This is a genomic window from Streptomyces inhibens, assembly GCF_022221585.1.
Lineage (GTDB): Bacteria > Actinomycetota > Actinomycetes > Streptomycetales > Streptomycetaceae > Streptomyces > Streptomyces inhibens.
Genome location: NZ_CP084681.1, coordinates 3945291 through 3964583, shown reverse-complemented (window position 1 = coordinate 3964583; position 19293 = coordinate 3945291). Strand labels below are relative to the sequence as shown.

The following is a 19293-nucleotide window of genomic DNA, read 5'->3' as shown; positions in this document are numbered from 1 at the left end:
GGGTCTCACTTCACCGCGCCGGCCATCACACCCGAGACGAACTGGCGCTGGAAGGCGAAGAAGACGATCAGCGGCACCACCATCGACACAAAGGCGCCGGGCGCCAGTACATCGATGTTGTTGCCGAACTGCCGCACCTCCTGCTGGAGAGCGACGGTGATCGGCGGATTGCCGCTGTCCGCGAAGATCAGCGCGACCAGCATGTCGTTCCACACCCACAGGAACTGGAAGATCCCCAGCGAGGCGATCGCCGGCCCGCCCAGCGGCATCACGACCCGGGTGAACAGCCGCAGCTCGCCCGCCCCGTCCAGCCGCGCCGCCTCCAGCAGCTCGCGCGGGATCTCCGCGAAGAAGTTCCGCAGCAGGAAGACCGCGAAGGGCAGCCCGAAGGCCGTATGGAAGAGGATCACCCCGGCCGTCGTCTCGAACAGCCCGACCGCGCCGAACAGCTTCGCCACCGGGATCAGCGCCACCTGCACAGGGACCACCAGCAGCCCGACGACGACCATGAACCAGCCGTCGCGGCCGGGGAAGTCCATCCAGGCGAAGGCATAGCCGGCCAGCGCCCCGATGACGACCACCAGCACCGTCGCCGGCACGGTGATCGCCGCGGTGGTCAGCAGCGAGCCCATCACCTTGTCGTTGGACAGCAGCTGACTGTAGTTGTCCCAGGTGATCTGGGCCGGCTTGCTGAAGACCTGCCACCAGCCGGATTCGGCGATCTGCTGCGGGCTGCGCAGCGAGGACAGCAGCAGCCCCACCGAGGGCATCAGCCAGAACAGGGCGATGAGGATCAGGAAGATCCGCATCGCACCGCCGCCGGTCCGCGCCGCGATCCGCGCGGCGAGCGACGGCCTCGCCCGTACGGCACCGGCAGCCTCGGGGCGCCGGTCCGCCACGCCTCCGTCGACGGTCGTCATCGGCGACGCTCCTTCCGTATGCGCCGGAGATTGACGTACATCACCGGCAGCACGAGCAGCAGCAGGAATACGGCGATCGCGCTGCCCAGGCCCTCGTCGACATCCGTACCGAACGACGACTGGAAGAGCTGGAGGGCCAGCACATTGGCGGACCGGAGGCTGGAGCCCGGCGCGATGATGTAGACCAGGTCGAAGATCTTCAGCACATTGATCATGAGTGTGACCAGCACGACGACCAGGACGGGCGCCAGCAGCGGCACCGTGATCCGCCGGAAGACCTGCCACTCGCCCGCGCCGTCCACCCGTGCCGCCTCCAGCAGCTCGCGCGGCACCCCCGCAAGACCCGCGGCGATCAGCACCATCGCGAAACCGGCCCACATCCAGACGTAGGAGCCGATGATGGCCGGGGTCACCAGCGCCGGGCCGAGCCAGTCCACGCCGTTGTAGGCCTCGGCGAAGTTGGCCGCGGGCAGCCGGAGCCGGGCGCCGTCGGCCTTGTCGGCGGGCAGTGCGTACGTCCCGTCGGCCGCCGTCGTCGCCGAGGCGACCACCGTGCCGCCCTTGACCGCCTCGATCCGCAGACCGGCCAGCGCCTTCTCGTCGCCGTCGATCACATGGGGCCGGCCGCCGCCACCGCGGGTGAAGTCCAGCCAGACGGTGCCGGTGATCTTGCCGGGCCGTGGCTGCGCGGCGGCCGCCGGCTTCGCGTTCCGTACGTCGTCCGGCTGTACGGCGACCAGCGGCAGGTTCGCCGGGGACGCCGCCCGCACCGCCGACGTCGTGGTGAACGCGCCGCCGCCGGACGGCCTGAGGCCGGCGTTCGGCCGTGGCCCCGCGCCGGGGAACGGCGCCGGGTCGGCGAAGGTGTCATGGATGCCGACCCACACCGCGTTGCCGACCCCGCGCTCCGGGTTCTGGTCGTAGACCAGCCGGAAGATGATGCCGGCCGCCAGCATCGAGATCGCCATCGGCATGAACACGATCAGCTTGAAGGCGGTGCCCCAGCGGATCCGCTCGGTCAGCACCGCGAAGATCAGCCCCAGCGCCGTCGAGACGGTCGGCGCCACCACGACCCAGATGATGTTGTTCTTCAGCGCCGTACGGATGCCGTCGTCCGAGAACATCTCGCCGTAGTTGCCCAGCCCCACAAAGCCGTCACCGGACGCGTCGAACAGGCTGCGGTAGACGGAGAAGACGATGGGATAGACGACCAGCGCGCCGAGCAGCAGCAGGGCCGGCAGCAGGAACACCGCGGCGACCCAGGGGCGGGTGCCCATGAGGCTCTTGCGCCCCTTGCGCCCCTTGTTCCTCGTGGCGTTCCCGCTGGGCTGGTTGCTGACCTTGCTGACCTGTACGTCGCTCATCGCGCAGTCCCCCGGTCCCGGTCGAGGTGGTCGGCGGCAGGCTCTCAGTGCCCGAACGACTTGGCGGCGTCCTTCTCCAGCTGTGCCTGGGTGCCCGCGACGTCCTTCGGGTTCTTCAGGAAGTCCTGGAGGTCCTTCCACTCGCCCTGGCCCGGCTTGCCGCCGAAGGAGGCCGGCGCCTGGTCGGACATGTCGAAGCGGAAGTCGTCGCCCGCCGCGACCAGCGCCTTGGCGATCTCGCGCATCACGTCATTGGCGTACGCCGCCTGGTCGAGCTTCTTGTTGGGCGAGATGAACCCGCCCGCCTGCGCCCAGATCTTGGCGGCGTCCGTCGACGCCAGGAACGTCAGCAGCGCCTGCGAGGCCTTGTTGTCCTTGAGGGCCACCGCCACATCGCCGCCGGTCACCACCGGGGAGCCGGCACCCACCGCCGGGAACGGGAAGACCTTGGCGTCCGTGCCGACCTTGGCCCTGGTCTGGCTGATGTTGGCGGCGGCGAAGTCGGCCGAGGAGACCATCGCGGCCTTGGGGGTGTCGCCGCTGAAGGTCTGGGTCACCGACGTCGGGAAGTCCGTCTGCAGGGCGCCGGAGTTGCCGCCCGCGAGCAGATCCTTACGGCCGAAGAGCTGGCCGAGCGTGGTCAGCGCCTGCTTGACGGAGGCATCGGTCCACTTGATCTTGTGCTGTGCCAGCTGGTCGTACTTCTTCGGACCCGCCTGGGAGAGGTAGATGTTCTCGAACCAGTCGGTCAGCGTCCAGCCGTCCGCACCGCCCACCGAGACCGGCTCGACACCCGACTCGGCGATGATCTCCGCCGCCTTGACGAAGTCCGGCCAGGTCTTCGGCTCGTGGGCACCCGCGTTGTCGAACGCCTGGGCGTTGTACCAGACCAGCGACTTGTTGCTGGCCTTGAAGTACACGCCGTACGCGGTGCCCTTGTGGGTGCCGAGGTCCTGCCAGCCCTTCGAGTAGTTCTTGGCGAGCTGTTCCTTGGCGGTCGCGCCGAGCGGCTTGAGCCAGCCCTTCTGCGCGAACTCGCCCAGTACCCCGACCTGTTGGAGCATCGCGATGTCCGGCGGGCCACCACCGGCGATCTTGGAGCCGATGAAACCGGCCATGTCGTCGCCGCTGGGGACGAAGTCGACCGTGGCGCCGGTGCGCTTTTCGAACTCGTCCAGCACCTTGACGAAGTTCTCCCGCTCGGGGCCCGTCCAGACCGCGGTGACCTGGAGCTTTTGGCCGCTGAGCTTGGGGAGCTGCACGGTGGGGGCGGTGCTGCCGCCCTTGCCGCCGCCGCTTGTGTGGTCCTTCGTGCCGCCGCCGCTGCCGCAGGCGGCCAGCGTCAGGGCCAGCGCCGCGGTCGCCGCCACCGCGGTCGTGGCGCGTACAGCCGTGCGGTCGAGTCGTCTGCGCATCCCCGTAGCCCCTTATCGCTGCGCCTGCCGTGCCGTTCGCATCGCGGTGTGCGTGCTGCCGTGCGGTGGTGCTTGTGCGCTGGTGCTCGTGCGGTGGTGCTGTTCGGTGTGCGACAGTCCTACGCCCTGACCACGGGGTCCGCAATACCGCGTTCGGTGCCAACTCACCTTTCGTGACGGTGCTGTTACGGGCGCCGCGGCCGGCTCACGCCAAGGGCGGGGCGGACGGTGCGCCGGAGGACTGCGCGGCCCGCTGCAGCGCGCTGGCCAGCAGGGCCAGGTCCGTCGGGCCGTTGCCCAGCTCACGCAGCGGACGCCGGGCCGGTGGGTCGCCCATCCGCTTCCACTCCAGCGGGACGACCGTCGGCCGGAGGGTGGACGTCCGGGGTATCCGGCCGGTCACCCGGCCCGCCTGGAACGGCGTCGAGGAGCCGTCCGCCGCACGATGCAGTCGGCCGCGGCCGGCCGGCACCGGCTCGGACGGATCGCCGGCCGCGCCCAACCGGACGCGCAGACCGGCCCGTTCGCTGGTCGCGGTCTCCGCCGTACGGTCCGGATGGCCGGTCGCGGCTATCAGATGCACTCCGAGCGCCACCCCGTCCCGGGCCACCGCCTCCAGGGCACGCACCACGGAGCCGGCGGCCGGCCGGCCGGTGCTGCCCAGCGCCGGGGCCACCAGCGCATCGAAGTCGTCGACCAGCACGAACAGCCGCGGCATCGGCGCCGCCGCCGGTAGGCCGTCCTCGGCGGGCGCTCCGCTGCGCGCCCGCAGCCGCAGCGTCCCGGTCGTGGACGGGTCCGGCTCACCGGCCGCGGACCCGCTCGTGCCCTCGGTCGTACGCCGTGGCGCGACGATCCGCGGCGCCGGCAGATGCTTGGTACGCCACTCGGCGAACGGCGTGCCGGCCAGTATCTCCGCCCGCCGCTTCAGCTCGGAGGACAGCGCCTGTGCGAACTCCCGCATCCGGACCGGGTCCGAGGCGGCGAGATACGTCGTGACATGCGGCAGGTCCGTACACACCTTCAGGCCCTCGCCGCGCTCGCTGCCGCCGCCGTCCACCAGCACCAGCGACAGCAGATCCGGGCGGTCCGCGGCGGCCAGCGAGGCGGCCAGCGAACGCAGCAGCTCGGTCTTGCCGGTGGCCGCCGCGCCCTCCACGAGGAGATGCGAGCCATCGGCGGCGAGATCGGCACACAGCGGGCCGTGCGGTCCCGCACCGAGCACCGCGGCGGCACCGGGCCGGCCGGTGTCCAGCGCGGCGGCCCAACGGGCCATCAGGGACGCCGGGGTGGCGCGGGCCAGCCCCAACTCGTCCAGCAGCCGGGCCGAATCGGGCAGCGGAACGGCCGCGCGATGCACCGTACGGCCGCCGACGGTGGCCGTCGCATCGGTCTCGCGCAACGGCGCCAGCGCCCGTGCGAACCGCTCGGCCCAGGCGCCGGAGACCGCGTCCACCGTCGCGACCGTGCCGTTGGGCCCCGAGCCCGGCTGGACGACGCGCAGCGCCGTGGCGACATCGCCGCTGAGCACCGCCACCGCCCCGCACTCCCCGAAGGCGGGCGACGCCTTCCGCGCCGCTTCGTACGTCGCGGCCAGCGGGAAGGCGGGAGAGGCGGCCGGGGTCTCCGCCAGACACAGCAGATGGATACCGGCCGCCGGACCGCCCGCCGCGAGCCGGGCCGTGGTCTCGCGCAGCGCGGACGAGCAGGGGTCGCCGTCCACGATCACGAGCGTGTACGGGCCCTGATGACGGGCGGCGGCGGAGGCGACCTCGGCCCGCTCGGCACTGGCCCAGCCGGGGCCGAGCGGGCCGTCGTCGAGCCGCCGCACCAGCTCGGCCGCCCGGGCCGCGGCCTGCTCCTGGTCGTAGGCGAGCAGCAGCCGGCAGTCCTGGCCATGGGCCGGGCGGACCTGCGGCAGCCAGCCGAGCCAGGACCAGTCGGCCACCCGTTCCTCGGCGGCGCGCGCCCGTTCCGTGCTGATCAGCACGATTTCGAGGGTGCCGGGGGAGTGCAGGGCGGCGAGCTGGGCAATGGCGGAGCGGGCCAGTCCGGCGAGCCGTGCGCGCGGCCCGGCCAGGCCCAGGGAGCCCGCCCGGCTCAGCTCGACGGTGACCGGCACGGCCGCCCGGCCGCCGTGCCGGCTGGCGGTCCCCAGCCGGACGGTCAGCGCGTCGGGGTGGTCCGGGCCGCGCTCCCAGAGCCGGGGCCCCGGGCCCAGCGCGGTGAGCAGGATCGCAGCCGCATCCGGCCATCGCTCGTGCCCGACGGGCCCGTCGGGCGCCGCCGCCTCCGCGCCACCGGGGAGCTCCGCAAGGGCGGCCGCATGGTCGGCGGCCGGATCGTACTCCGCGAAGGCCGCGTCGTCGTCCGGCCGCTCCACGGCGGCCCGGCCGCCGGTCAGCCGTCGCGCCCAGGCGCCGAGCCCGCCCCGGCGCCCGCCCTTACGGGACGGCTCATCGGCCGGCGCCAGTGTCTGCTGCCCGCCGTGCGTCCGGTCCGGCGCACCGGCCGGGCCGTCGTCGGCCCGCTCCCGGAGGCCGGGGCCGAATCCATGGCCGTAGCCGTGCGCGGTGGCGGCGTCCGGGTAGGGCGCGGCCGCGGGGCGGTGCGGGGGGCCGTATTCGTGGTCCGGTGTGCCGTGCTCCGGCCCATCGCTCCGGGCCGGGGTGCCGCGCAGCGGGGTGTCCCGCCGGGCCCCCGCGCTCGGTGGCCCAGCGGTCCGGGCGGCCGGTACGGGGGAGGCGGCGGCGCCCCCGGGCATCCGGGCGTACGCACCGTCCGGGGCGGACAACCCCTGCGGGCCTTGCGGGGCCTGTGCCGCCCCGTAGGTGTCGTATCCCGGGTGCCCGTCCGTCCGCCCCGCGTCGGCGCCCGTGCCGCCCGCCCCCGGGGCGATCCGCAGATGCCCCTCCCCGTCGGGCGCGGTCTGCAGGGCGGGGTCGGGGGCGCTGGGCGCCGACTGGAGGCGGAGGGCGGATTCGCCGATCCGCAGCAGGGCGCCGGGCCGCAGCGGCGCGGGCCGTTCGTCGAGGCCGGTGCCGTCGACGGCGGTGCCGTTCGTGGAGTGCAGATCGGCCACGAACACCGCGCCGTCCGGCTCGACCGTCACGGCGCAGTGCAGCCGGGAGACATCCGGGTCGTCGAGCGGCACATCCGCGTCCGCGGAGCGGCCGATACGGATCTGGCCGCCGTGCAGCAGATGCACACCGCCGGCGTCGGGCCCCGAGATGACGCGCAGCCGGGCGGAGCCGTGCGGCAGGCCATGGGCCGGGGCGGGGCCGGGGCCTTGGAGGGAGAGCACCGCGCCGTCGATCAACGGCGGCTCACCGATCGCCGCGCGCTGTGGATCGAGCCGCTCGGACCCGGCGAACAGCACGACCGGACCGCTGCCGCCGCCCGCGCCGCCGACATCCGCACCCGACCCCGCCACGGAGGCCGCGAGGGAGCCGGCCACCGCCGCCAGCGCCGTCCCGGCGGGAGCCGTCACGAGCACGTCGCAGGCCCGTGTGGTGTGGCCGCTGCGCGGCCCGAGGACGGTCAGCCGGATCTGCATCGCCGTCAACGGTCCCTTCTGCCGGGGATCCGGCAGGGGGTCCGCTTGCTCCCCCACCACACCCGAGCACGTCGGCACGTACAAGTCCCAAGTGCACGTCGCGACAAAGACCGCGCGCCCCCACCGCTTCGTGCTGGGTGCATCCTCGCACCTGCCGCTGACAACACGCCCGCCGACCGTCAATCAGTGATCTTGATTGGTCGTCTAAGGACGAAAAAGTGCCTGCTTGCGCGCGGTGATCGGCCTGATTTCGACCTTCGCGGTCAGCTCGGATCCGTCCCCGGCGGGTGGCGCGGGCGGCGGGCGCCTCGGTCGCCGGCCGCGGGCAACCATCTGTCCGGAACGCGCGTCTTCCCCACAAGCCCGGCCCGGGCCGCCGCACCGAAAAGCTTGTGCGACGGCACTACAGTGGGTCGGACGGGCCGCGTGCTGACCCAGCGGGCCAGGCAAGAGATCCATCACGACCAGGGAGCGCATGACGTGCGGCCGGTAGGCAGCAAGTACCTGCTCGAGGAGCCGCTGGGACGCGGCGCCACGGGCACCGTCTGGCGTGCCCGCCAGCGGGAGACGGCGGGCGCCGAGGCCGCCGTGGCAGGAGAGCCCGGCGAGACGGTCGCGATCAAGGTTCTCAAGGAAGAGCTGGCGCACGACGCGGACGTGGTGATGCGCTTCCTGCGCGAGCGCTCCGTCCTGCTGCGGCTCACCCACCCCAACATCGTCCGGACCCGCGACCTCGTGGTCGAGGGCGATCTGCTCGCCCTGGTGATGGACCTGGTCGACGGCCCCGACCTGCACCGCTATCTGCGCGACAACGGCCCCTTCAGCCCGGTGGCCGCTGCCCTGCTCACCGCCCAGATCGCCGATGCGCTGGCCGCCAGCCACGCCGACGGCGTGGTGCACCGCGACCTCAAGCCCGCCAACGTCCTGCTCGCCGGGTCGGACGGCTCCGGCGAGATGCACCCGATGCTGACCGACTTCGGCATCGCCCGGCTCGCCGACTCCCCGGGTCTGACCCGCACCCACGAGTTCGTCGGCACCCCCGCCTATGTGGCGCCGGAGTCCGCCGAGGGCCGCCCGCAGACCTCCGCCGTGGACATCTACGGCGCCGGCATCCTGCTGTACGAGCTGGTCACCGGCCGTCCGCCGTTCGCCGGGTCGACCGCCCTGGAGGTGCTGCACCGGCACCTCAGCGAGGAGCCGCGCCGCCCCAGCACGCTCCCCGAGCCGATGTGGACGGTGATAGAGCGCTGTCTGCGCAAGCGGCCCGAGGAGCGGCCCAGCGCCGAGAACCTCGCACGTGCGCTGCGCACCGTCGCCGCCGGTGTCGGGGTGCACGCCAGCCCGGCCCAGGCCGAGGCCGCGCTCGGCGTCGCCGCGCTGCTCGCCCCGGACCCGGCGCCCGCGACCGTCCCGGGGACGGGCACCGACGGCGGCCAGGCCCCCGGTGGCGACGCCGACCCCACCCAGGTCCTGCCGTCCGGCGCCGGTTCGTACGACCCCGCGGCCGCGACCAGCGTGCTGCCGTCCACGGGCGGCCCGGCCGGACCGGGCTTCCCCGGCGGTCGGGACGCCGATCCGACCCGCGCGATGCCGCCGATGCCCATGGGCGCACCGCCCGGCGGACCGCAGGAGCCCGAGGGCCCCCATCCGTGGGAGTCCCAGATGCGGGCCGCCCGCGACCGCAACGAGCAGACCCAGGTGCAGTACCTGGACCCCAACGAGGACCCGCTGCGCCGCCGCCCGCAGCGCCGCCCGGCCGCCCCGCAGCAGCCGCCGCAGCGCCCGCAGCAACAGCCCCAGTACCGCCAGCAGCCCGCCCCGGTGCCCTACGCCCAGCAGCAGCCGCAGGCCCCGCAGCGCCGCCAGGAGCCGCCGCCGCAGCGCTACGAACCGCAGCGCCCGCCCGCCCCGGAGCCCCGGCCCCGGCGCGAGCCCCGTCAGCGCAGCGCCAACCCGGTACGGATCCCCGGCCTGGGCTGCCTCAAGGGCTGTCTGATCACGCTGATCCTGATGTTCGTGGCGGCCTGGCTGATCTGGGAGCTGACCCCGCTCCAGGAGTGGATCGGTACGACCAGGAGCTTCTTCTCGCAGATCGGCCACGTCTTCGACAACGTGCAGAACTTCGTACAAAAGCTCGGCGGTTGACGCCGGCCGCCCGCAGGTTCCGTCGATCCTGCGGGCGACGTAGTGGATTTGTCGACTTCTGACGGGCAATTTCGCTCACAGAAGTGAAGGTTGCCGCCTTCCGGGGCACTGAACCCCCTGGCACACGCGTAGCTTTGACGCCAACCTCAGCCCCCGCAGGACGCTCGGGGGCCCGACACGTCGGAGCAGTTTTGGCACGGAAGATCGGCAGCCGGTACACCGCTCACCAGATCCTGGGGCGCGGCAGTGCCGGCACGGTATGGCTGGGCGAGGGTCCCGAAGGGGCCGTGGCCATCAAGCTGTTGCGTGAGGATCTCGCCTCCGACCAGGAGCTCGTCGGCCGCTTCGTACAGGAGCGGGCGGCGCTGCTGAGCCTGGACCACCCTCATGTCGTCGGTGTCCGCGACCTCGTCGTCGACGGCAACGACCTGGCGCTGGTGATGGACCTCGTACGGGGCACCGACCTGCGCACCCGACTGGAGCGCGAGCGCCGGCTGGCCCCGGAGGCCGCCGTCGCGATCGCGGCCGATGTCGCCGACGGGCTCGCCGCCGCGCACGCCGCCCGGATCGTGCACCGCGACGTCAAGCCCGAGAACGTCCTGCTGGACATGCAGGGCCCGCTCGGCCCCGGTGGCGCGCACCCCGCCCTGCTCACCGACTTCGGCATCGCCCGCCTGGTCGACGCGCCGCGCCGGACCCTCCCCCTGGGGGCACCTCCCGGCGTCAGCCGGGGGACTCCGGCCGGGGGGACCCCCGTCTCGCCCCGCTCGACCAAGGTCATCGGCACCCCCGACTACCTCGCCCCGGAGATCATCGAGGGCCTGCCGCCGCGCGCCTCCGTGGACGTCTACGCGCTGGCGACGGTCCTGTACGAGCTGCTCGCCGGGTTCACCCCGTTCGGCGGCGGGCACCCCGGGGCGGTGCTGCGCCGCCATGTCACCGAGAGTGTCGCGCCGCTGCCCGGCATCCCCGACGAGCTGTGGCAGCTGCTGCTGCAGTGTCTGGCCAAGGCGCCCGCCTCCCGGCTGCGCGCCCCGGAGCTCGCCGCCCGGCTGCGCGAGCTGCTGCCCGATCTGGCCGGCATCCCGCCGCTGGACATCGACGAACCGGACGACGAGCAGCCGGAGGACGAGCAGGAGCCGGCCGCCGGGTCCCGGGAGGAGTCGTTCTATCCGTCGGCGGCACCGGGCGAGGCCACCCCGCCGCGCGGCGCCGTCCCGCTCGTCCAGGGCGCGGCCCCCGACTCCAACCGGGAGACGCACACCAGCATGCGGGTCCCGGGCCCGGACGAGCTCGCGGGCGGCGCACACGGCACCGCCCGGGCCCCCCGCGCCGCCGGTGAGCGCCGCGCGGGCTCGGCCCGGCACCGTTCGGCACCGGAGGCCGTGCGCCGCCGCCGGACCAGGATCGGCGCGGCCGCCGCCGTGGTGGTCGTCGCGGCCGGTCTGGGCGGCTGGCTGGCCTCGGGCGACGACGAGCCGGGCGACGCCACACCGGGCGTTCATCGGACGGATCAGGACGCTCCGTGACGGTCCGGGCCCGCGGGGTGACCGGCCGGCCGTACAGCGGCCCCGTGGCGCCGCCCACGACCCGCCGTGGGCCCGGTTCTCCCGGGCCCCGGCAGGCCCGACCTGCCGGGGCCGGGTCACGCTGACGGCGGCAGCCGTTAGGCTGGGTGCGTGGCAGTCGTCGATGTATCCGAAGAGCTGAAGTCCCTCTCCTCGACCATGGGGTCGATCGAGGCCGTCCTGGACCTCGACAAGATGAGGGCCGATGTCGCCGTGCTCGAGGAGCAGGCCGCGGCGCCGTCCCTGTGGGACGACCCGGAGAACGCACAGAAGATCACCAGCCGGCTGTCCTACCTCCAGGGCCAGGTGCGCCGGGCCGAGGAGCTGCGCGGCCGCGTCGACGACCTGGAACTGCTCTTCGAGCTCGCCGAGGACGAGGGCGACGACGATGCCCGCGCCGAGGCCGAGTCCGAGCTGGCCCAGGTCCGCAAGGCGGTCGACGAGCTCGAGGTCCGCACGCTGCTCTCCGGCGAGTACGACGCTCGTGAGGCGCTGGTCAACATCCGCGCCGAGGCCGGCGGGGTGGACGCCGCCGACTTCGCCGAGAAGCTCCAGCGGATGTACCTGCGCTGGGCCGAGCGCCACGGCTACAAGACCGAGCTCTACGAGACCTCGTACGCGGAAGAGGCCGGCATCAAGTCGACCACCTTCGCCATCCAGGTCCCGTACGCCTACGGCACGCTCTCCGTCGAGCAGGGCACGCACCGCCTGGTGCGCATCTCGCCGTTCGACAACCAGGGCCGCCGCCAGACCTCCTTCGCCGGCGTCGAGGTGCTGCCCGTCGTCGAGAAGACCGACCACGTCGAGATCGACGAATCGGACCTGCGGGTGGATGTGTACCGCTCCTCGGGCCCCGGCGGCCAGGGCGTCAACACCACCGACTCCGCGGTCCGTCTGACGCACCTCCCGACCGGCATCGTCGTCTCCTGCCAGAACGAGCGCTCGCAGATCCAGAACAAGGCGTCCGCGATGAACGTCCTCCAGGCCAAGCTCCTTGAGCGCCGCCGCCAGGAGGAGCAGGCGAAGATGGACGCGCTCAAGGGCGACGGCGGCAACTCCTGGGGCAACCAGATGCGTTCCTACGTCCTGCACCCCTACCAGATGGTCAAGGATCTGCGGACCGAGTTCGAGGTCGGCAACCCCTCCGCGGTGCTGGACGGTGACATCGACGGCTTCCTGGAGGCCGGAATCCGCTGGCGCAAGCAGCAGGAGAAGTAGCGGATCCTTCCGCTCCGCAACGTGAAACAACTGCCTCCTTTGGGGAGGCAGTTGTTTTTTGCCGTGGCGGTTTGGTCACAGTCGTATGTCCATGTACCGCCTAACTCCCAGCAATTCGGGCATCGAGACTTTATTCGGCCTTGACGATGTTGGCCGAACTGGGAAGGCTGAGCGCGGCATGCGTATGTCTGGGGCGCGTGTATGAACGGGGAAATGAGTGGCCTGCCCGCAGTGCGGGGCCGAAACTCGCGTACCCCCAACGGCTCGTCGCCCCGTACAGCGGTGCTCCAACGACGAGTTCAGCTACTGGGGGTAGCAGTACATGACGAAGAAGACGCGGCTGCGCGTAGCGCGCATTGCGGCCGGTGCGGTGATCGCGGCCGGTGCGTCGCTCACCGCCGCCGGCGCGGCCTCCGCGGCCAGCCCGGGTGACGCCCCGGGCCAGGACGGCGGCATTATCGGCGGCATCATTGGCGGCATCATCGGCGGCGGTGACTCCGGCGGTGACTCCAGCGGCGGTGACACCGTCGGCACCACCGACGGCGGTGAGACCGTCGGCCAGGTCGGCGGCGAGACCTCCGGCGGCGAGATCGGTGGGGACTCCGGCGGCGAGATCGGTGGCGAGACCACCGGTGGCGAGACCACGGGTGGCGAGACCACGGGTGGCCAGACCACCGGCGGTCAGACCACGGGCGGCGAGACCACCGGTGGCCAGACCACCGGCGGTCAGACCACGGGCGGCGAGACCACGGGTGGCCAGACCACCGGCGGTCAGACCTCCGGTGGCGAGACCACGGGTGGGCACTCCACCGGCGGCCAGAACGGCGGCCAGAACGGCGGCCAGAACGGCGGTCAGACCGGCGGCCACAGCGGTGGCGGTCAGAATGGCGGTCAGACCGGTGGCCACAGCACCGGCGGTGACTCCACCGGCGGTGACTCCACCGGCACCGGCACCGACAACGAGGGCTCCAAGCCGATCGAGCAGCCCGGCCAGGGCAAGGAGCAGATCGCTGACACGCCCGGTCAGGCCAAGCAGCAGGCGAAGGGCGGGGAGCTGGCGGAGACCGGTTCCTCCGGCACCACCGTCCTGCTCATCGGCGCGGCGACGATGATCGCGGGCGGTGTGGGCTTCCGTATGCTGCCCCGTCTGATCAACAAGAACGGCGGCGGCGCGGCAGCGGCCTGACGCTGACGTGGCACCACGAGGGGCCCGGGACGCAGCAGCGTCCCGGGCCCCTTGGCGTTCGTGGCACCCGGCTGCCGCCAGGGCGGCGCTCGGGCGGCTTCCTACCGGTGTCAGGCGGCCTGGTGCAGCAGTACACCGACCGCGATCAGCACGATCATCAAAGCCACCAGCATCGCGGGGTTGAGCTGGGCGAACATACCGCCCGCTTGCTGCTGGAGCCGTTCTCTGTTCGCCCGGCAGACAGGGCAGCGGCCCTCGCTCACAGGGGCCGCGCAGTTGGCGCACACCAGTCGGTCGTACGTCATGCGACCTCCTTCTCCACTGCACCAACGCACCGGAAGGCGCATTGGTTCCCTCTTCCACTGTGCCAGCTCCGGGACGGAACGGCGCGCCCCGTGGAATTGTGCGCCCTTTTGTCCCGTAGGTGCCGTGAATAAACGCACCAACCCCCTACGGCGACTGCGCCGCCGTGCGAGGTTCGCGTATGGTCACGCACACCGACGGGAGCCGCAACTCGGCAACCCGTGCCCCTATCCAGGTCGACCGTGGTGCATCAGTGATCCGATTCGACAACGTCTCCAAGACCTACCCGAAGCAGAACCGCCCTGCACTCAGGGACGTCTCGCTCGAAATCGAGCGCGGCGAGTTCGTCTTCCTGGTGGGCTCCTCGGGCTCCGGTAAGTCCACCTTCCTGCGGCTGCTGCTGCGCGAGGAGCGCGCCAGCCATGGCGCCGTGCACGTACTCGGCAAAGACCTCGCGAAGCTGTCCAACTGGAAGGTCCCGCAGATGCGGCGCCAGGTGGGCACGGTCTTCCAGGACTTCCGGCTGCTCCCCAACAAGACCGTGGGGCAGAATGTCGCCTTCGCCCTTGAGGTCATCGGCAAGCCGCGTGGCCAGATTCGCAAGACGGTCCCCGAGGTCCTCGAACTCGTCGGCCTCGGCGGCAAGGAAGACCGTATGCCGGGCGAACTCTCCGGCGGTGAGCAGCAGCGCGTTGCGATCGCGCGGGCCTTCGTCAACCGCCCGATGCTGCTCATCGCGGACGAGCCCACCGGCAACCTCGACCCGCAGACCTCCGTCGGCATCATGAAGCTGCTGGACCGGATCAACCGGACCGGCACGACGGTGGTCATGGCGACGCACGATCAGCAGATCGTCGACCAGATGCGCAAGCGGGTCATGGAACTCGAGAAGGGCCGGCTCGTACGCGACCAGTCGCGCGGCGTGTACGGCTACCAGCACTGAAAGGACGCCATGCGCGCCCAGTTCGTCCTGTCGGAGATCGGCGTCGGTCTCCGCCGAAACCTCACGATGACCTTCGCAGTCATCGTCTCCGTAGCCCTCTCGCTGGGTCTGTTCGGCGCCTCGCTGCTGATGCGCGACCAGGTCAGCACGATGAAGGGCTACTGGTACGACAAGGTCAATGTCTCCATCTTCTTCTGCAACAAGAACGACTCCGAAACCGGCAACTGCGCCAAGGGGGCGGCCACCCAGCAGCAGAAGAACGACATCAAGGCCGAGCTCGACCGGCTGCCGATCGTGCAGAAGCCGGTGGTGTACGAGTCCAGCGACAAGGCGTACAAGCACTACAAGGAGCAGTTCGGCGAAACCCCCGTCGCCGGACTGGTGACGCCCGACCAGCTGCCGGAGTCCTTCCGCGTCAAGCTCAAGGACCCGACGAAGTACGCCGTCATCAAGTCGGCGTTCTCCGAACGGCCCGGCGTCCAGGAGGTGCAGGACCAACGGGACACCGTTGAGCCGCTGTTCAACCTCCTCAACGGCATGAACATCGCCGCGCTGTGTGTGATGGGGCTGATGCTCGTCGTTGCGCTGATGCTGATCGTCAACACCGTCCGGGTGTCGGCGTTCAGCCGGCGGCGGGAGACCGGGATCATGCGGCTGGTGGGAGCGTCCAGCTTCTACATCCAGATGCCGTTCATCCTGGAGGCCGCCATCGCGGGCCTGCTCGGCGCCGGCTTCGCATGTGTGCTGATCGTCGGCGGCAAGTACGCCCTCATCAACAACTGGCTGGCGAAGAAGATCCAGGTGATCAACTTCATCGGCTGGGACTCGGTGGTCGCGGTCCTCCCGCTGGTCCTTCTCATCGGGCTGTTGATGCCCGCGCTCGCCGCGTTCTTCGCGCTGCGCAAGTACCTCAAGGTGTGAGCTTTGCCAAGGGGCGCCGTACGGTCAACTCGCCGTACGGCGCCCTTTTGTCCCCTAGACTCACCGCCATGTCGGGCCCGTGTTCGTACGACCGGCCTCGCCGCATTCGCCGCGGGGCGGCCCTGACGTTGTTCCTCGCGGGTGTGCTCGCCACCGGTGCGGCGACCGGCACTTGGAGCGACGGGGCCGAGGGCGCCGCGGAGCGGACCGCCCGGGACCGTACGGCTTTCGGGGCGCACACCCCCGAATCCGCCACCGCGGACCGCGCGGCCGTCGAACGGGCCGCTTCCGAGGCCATCGCGGACGGCAAGTCCGGTTCGCAGGCCGCCGCCGACGTCGTCAGCCGCAGCGGCGACCGCTGGTCGACGATCTACACGCCGGGCGAGTTCGAGGACTTCCAGGAGCAGCTGGACGGCGCGTACGTCGGCGTCGGGCTGTGGGTACGGCAGGTGGCCGGCGGCCGGACCGAGGTGTCCCGGGTCCAGCCCGGCGGCCCCGCGGCCCGGGCCGGTATCGCCGTGGGCGACAGGCTGCGCGCCGTCGACGGCCTGACCACCCGGGGCCGGCCGGTCACCGAGACCGTCGCCCGGTTGCGCGGTGACGCCCCCGATGGCTCCCGGGGACGCGCCGCCGGCGCCGGCACCCCCGTGGAGCTGGACCTCCAGCGCGGCGCCCGGCACTGGACCACGACCCTGCACCGCACCCGTCTCAGAACCCGGAACGTCGTCACCGACCGGCCGGCCGGCGCCCACGGCCCGACCCGGGTCAAGATCGCCGCGTTCGCCAAGGGCACCGGCGACGCGGTCCGCCGGGCGGTGCGCCGCGCCTCCCCGCACGGCGGCCTGCTGCTCGATCTGCGCGGCAACACCGGCGGCCTGGTCACCGAGGCCGTCGCCACCGCCTCCGCCTTCCTCGACGGCGGCCTGGTCACCACGTACGACGTACGCGGAAGCCAGCGCGCCCTGTACGCCGAGCGGGGCGGCAACACCCGCCTCCCACTGGTCGTCCTCGTCGACGGCGGCACGATGAGCGCCGCCGAGCTGCTGGCCGGCGCCCTCCAGGACCGCGGCCGGGCGGTCGTCGTGGGGTCCTCGACCTTCGGCAAGGGTTCGGTGCAGATGCCCAGCGAGCTGCCGGACGGCTCGGTCGCCGAGCTGACCGTCGGCCACTACCGCACTCCGTCCGGCCGGACCGTCGACGGCGCCGGCATCACCCCCGACCTGGTGGTCGAGGATCATGCCGAAAAACGGGCCCGCACAGTATTGAGTGGCCTCGGGACCGGTGCTTAGTGCGAAAATGGCGACACTATGAGCAAGCAGACCAAGGACAAGGACAAGACGCCCGGGCGCAAGCTCGTGGCGCAGCACAAGAAGGCGCGGCACGACTACCACATTCTGGACACCTATGAGTGTGGCCTGGTGCTGAGCGGCACCGAGGTGAAGTCGCTGCGACAGGGCCGGGCGTCGCTGGTGGACGGATTCGTCCAGATCGACGGCAATGAGGCCTGGCTGCACAACGTACACATCCCCGAATACGCGCAGGGAACGTGGACGAACCACGCGGCCCGACGCAAGCGCAAGCTGCTGATGCACCGCGCCGAGATCGACAAGCTGGAGTCCAAGAGCCAGGAGTCGGGGCACACGATCGTGCCGCTGGCCCTCTATTTCAAGGACGGCCGGGCCAAGGTCGAGATCGCGCTGGCCAAGGGCAAGAAGGAGTACGACAAGCGGCAGACGCTCCGCGAGCAGCAGGACCGCCGCGAGACGGACCGGGCGGTCTCGGCGGCCCGGCGGCGGCAGCGGGCCTGAGCGCGGCCCGGCAGGAATACGCTGGCACCGCCCTCGGTTGTTCACGTACGATGGCAACGCACCCCACGAGGGGTGCAGGTACCACCTTGATAAAAAAACATGGGGATGATCGGTTTCGACAGCGGATGTCGAAGCAGGGGAAGCGAGTCGAGGAAGCGGCAATGATCTCGTTAACCATATGTCGCAACCAATAATCGCCAACACCAAGCGCGATTCCTTCGCCCTCGCTGCCTAAGTAGCGACTTGCGAAGTGTCAGCCCGGGGCTGTTCCCGACCCGGATCCTGGCATCAGCTAGGGAACTAAACTTCTAGACCCGGTCACGGGGCCTAGGAGGAAATCAAACAGTGGCTGGGCCCGTCGGAGACTTGTTCGCGTGATCTCCGGGGCCGAGAAAATCGCAGCGAACTGCACTCGGAGAAGCCCTGATTCTGCACCGTTGGACGCGGGTTCGATTCCCGCCATCTCCACGACACGGAGAGCCGGCTCTGCTCGCAGAAAGCGCGAGCAGAGTCCGTCTCGTCGGATCTCTGGGGGTATGACCCCCAGGCCCCCTCATCCCATGTAAGCCGCTGCCCCGCGAGATTCTCGCGGGGCAGCGGCTTTTTTGCTGCGGGTCAGCAGGGTGACGGTCAGGGCGAGGGCCGCCGCCGTCGCGGGGACCGTGTAGGCGGTGCCGGGGCCGGTCAGGTGGTCCACGGCCCAGCCGCCCGCTGCCGAGCCGGCCGCGATGCCGCCCAGCAGGGCCGTCACGGCGAGCGTCATGCCCTCGTTCAGTTGTCCCGCGGGCGTGCGGGACTGGACCAGGCCCATGCCGGTGACCATGGTCGGTGCGGTGGCCATACCGGCCGCCAGGAGGGCGACGGCCAGCGCCGCCGGGCTTCCGGTCGAGGCGGCGAGCAGGGGCAGCAGCATCAGGGCGGCCATCGCGCCGACACAGGCGAGGAAGCGGCGGTGGGTACGGCCCGCCGGGGGCAGCAGGCCGTAGAGCAGCCCCGCCGCGCAGGAGCCGGCCGCCTGGAGGGCCAGCATGCCGCCCGCGGCGGAGCGGATGCCGTGGTCGTCGGCGTAGGCGAGCGTCACCACCTCCAGCGAGCCGAAGATCGCGCCGGTGCAGAGGAAGGTGATCAGGAGGGGCGGGAGGCCGGGGACGCGCAGGGGTGAGCGGGTGGGGGTGTGGGCCGCCGTCCGGGCGGCCACCGGGGGTTCGGTGCGGCGCTGGGCCGCGAAGAGCAGCACACCGGTCAGCAGCAGCGCCGCGGCCACCGCCGTACCCGCCTCCGGGAAGAGCGTGGTGCACAGCAGCGTGGCGAGCACCGGGCCGAGCATGAAGCACAGCTCGTCCGCGGCCTGTTCGAAGGAGTTGGCGGTGTGCCGGGCGGCCGGATCGTCGCTGAAGAGGTGTGCCCAGCGGGCGCGGGACATTCCGCCGGTGTTGGGGGTGGTGGCGGTGGCGGCGTACGAGGCGAAGAGGGTCCAGGCGGGCGCGTCGTAGTGGACGCAGAGCAGGAGCGAGAGCGAGCCGAGGGCGGCGAGCACGGTGGCCGGGACCGCGATACGGGACTGGCCGTAGCGGTCGATCAGCCGGGCGGTCCACGGCCCCACCAGCGCCGTTGCCGCCAGTCCGGTGGCGGTGACCGCCCCGGCCAGCGCGTAGGAGCCACGCGAGCCGGCGATCATCAGGACCGCGCTGATGCTGAGCATCCCCATGGGCAGGCGGGCCAGCAGATTGGCGGCGGTGAAGGCGCGGGTGCCGGGGACGGCGAAGATCCGGCGGTAGGGGGCGAACGGGCCGCGGCGGGCACGGCGGGCGCGGCGGCGCGGGGCGGGGCGTACGGGCGGGGCCACCGGCCGGGCGGCGAGGAAGAGGATCATGTCTCTACGGTCGCGGTGGCCCCCACCGGCCGTCCAACACCTGATCAGCACCCATTCACGCAGTTGTGTTGTT

14 protein-coding genes and 1 other RNA gene are annotated in these 19293 nt (G+C 71.9%); 9 read left to right on the top strand and 6 right to left on the bottom strand.

All coding sequences use genetic code 11. The features are described from left to right. Positions 1–5 precede the first annotated feature (5 nt). From KI385_RS18130 to KI385_RS18115, 4 genes are all read right to left on the bottom strand, one after another. On the bottom strand, positions 6–920 hold the full coding sequence (locus tag KI385_RS18130) for a carbohydrate ABC transporter permease (RefSeq protein WP_238573221.1): 915 nt from the start codon (positions 918–920) through the stop codon (positions 6–8). Continuing rightward, entirely contained in the window at positions 917–2284 is a 1368-nt protein-coding gene (locus KI385_RS18125; protein ID WP_425356923.1) for a carbohydrate ABC transporter permease, read from the bottom strand. Before KI385_RS18125 ends, KI385_RS18130 begins: the two co-directional genes overlap by 4 nt. Positions 2285–2328: 44 nt before the next feature. Next, positions 2329–3699: an ABC transporter substrate-binding protein gene (locus tag KI385_RS18120; RefSeq protein ID WP_238573220.1), complete on the bottom strand. Its 1371-nt coding sequence runs from the start codon at positions 3697–3699 to the stop codon at positions 2329–2331. 205 nt (positions 3700–3904) lie between these two features. Beyond that, entirely contained in the window at positions 3905–7255 is a 3351-nt protein-coding gene (locus KI385_RS18115) for an FtsK/SpoIIIE domain-containing protein (protein WP_238577732.1), read from the bottom strand. 480 nt (positions 7256–7735) lie between these two features. Here KI385_RS18115 and KI385_RS18110 point away from each other — a divergent pair, with 480 nt between their 5' ends. The 4 genes from KI385_RS18110 to KI385_RS18095 all read left to right on the top strand — a co-directional run bounded on the left by KI385_RS18110 (position 7736) and on the right by KI385_RS18095 (position 13372). Beyond that, positions 7736–9400, top strand: a complete 1665-nt coding sequence (locus tag KI385_RS18110) for a serine/threonine-protein kinase (protein ID WP_238573219.1) — start codon at positions 7736–7738, stop codon at positions 9398–9400. 191 nt (positions 9401–9591) lie between these two features. Next, positions 9592–10929 (top strand): serine/threonine-protein kinase, encoded by a 1338-nt coding sequence (locus tag KI385_RS18105; protein WP_238573218.1) that lies wholly within the window; start codon positions 9592–9594, stop codon positions 10927–10929. A gap of 150 nt (positions 10930–11079) precedes the next feature. Further along, a complete protein-coding gene (gene prfB / locus KI385_RS18100; protein WP_238573217.1) occupies positions 11080–12186 on the top strand; it encodes a peptide chain release factor 2 in 1107 nt (368 codons plus the stop codon). A gap of 322 nt (positions 12187–12508) precedes the next feature. Continuing rightward, positions 12509–13372: a hypothetical protein gene (locus KI385_RS18095; RefSeq protein WP_238573216.1), complete on the top strand. Its 864-nt coding sequence runs from the start codon at positions 12509–12511 to the stop codon at positions 13370–13372. 110 nt (positions 13373–13482) lie between these two features. Here KI385_RS18095 and KI385_RS18090 read toward each other — a convergent pair whose 3' ends face one another. Further along, complete coding sequence (locus KI385_RS18090; protein ID WP_238573215.1) at positions 13483–13677, bottom strand: hypothetical protein; 195 nt, start codon at positions 13675–13677, stop codon at positions 13483–13485. Between the two features lie 251 nt (positions 13678–13928). Between KI385_RS18090 and ftsE the strand changes: the two genes are divergently transcribed. The 5 genes from ftsE to ssrA all read left to right on the top strand — a co-directional run bounded on the left by ftsE (position 13929) and on the right by ssrA (position 17818). After that, positions 13929–14618 carry a cell division ATP-binding protein FtsE gene (gene ftsE / locus KI385_RS18085; RefSeq protein WP_030069385.1) on the top strand — a complete coding sequence of 230 codons (690 nt, stop codon included), beginning with the start codon at positions 13929–13931 and terminating at the stop codon, positions 14616–14618. Between the two features lie 9 nt (positions 14619–14627). Next, positions 14628–15539, top strand: coding sequence for a permease-like cell division protein FtsX (gene ftsX, locus KI385_RS18080; RefSeq protein ID WP_238573214.1), 912 nt, complete (start codon positions 14628–14630; stop codon positions 15537–15539). Between the two features lie 68 nt (positions 15540–15607). Next, on the top strand, positions 15608–16828 hold the full coding sequence (locus KI385_RS18075; RefSeq protein ID WP_238573213.1) for a S41 family peptidase: 1221 nt from the start codon (positions 15608–15610) through the stop codon (positions 16826–16828). A gap of 18 nt (positions 16829–16846) precedes the next feature. Further along, positions 16847–17347, top strand: a complete 501-nt coding sequence (smpB, locus tag KI385_RS18070; RefSeq protein WP_128506430.1) for an SsrA-binding protein SmpB — start codon at positions 16847–16849, stop codon at positions 17345–17347. A gap of 101 nt (positions 17348–17448) precedes the next feature. Further along, positions 17449–17818: a transfer-messenger RNA gene (gene ssrA / locus KI385_RS18065) on the top strand. An 82-nt stretch (positions 17819–17900) separates the two neighbouring features. Here the strand turns inward: ssrA and KI385_RS18060 are convergent. Further along, positions 17901–19220 (bottom strand): MFS transporter, encoded by a 1320-nt coding sequence (locus tag KI385_RS18060; protein ID WP_238573212.1) that lies wholly within the window; start codon positions 19218–19220, stop codon positions 17901–17903. Positions 19221–19293: the final 73 nt, after the last annotated feature.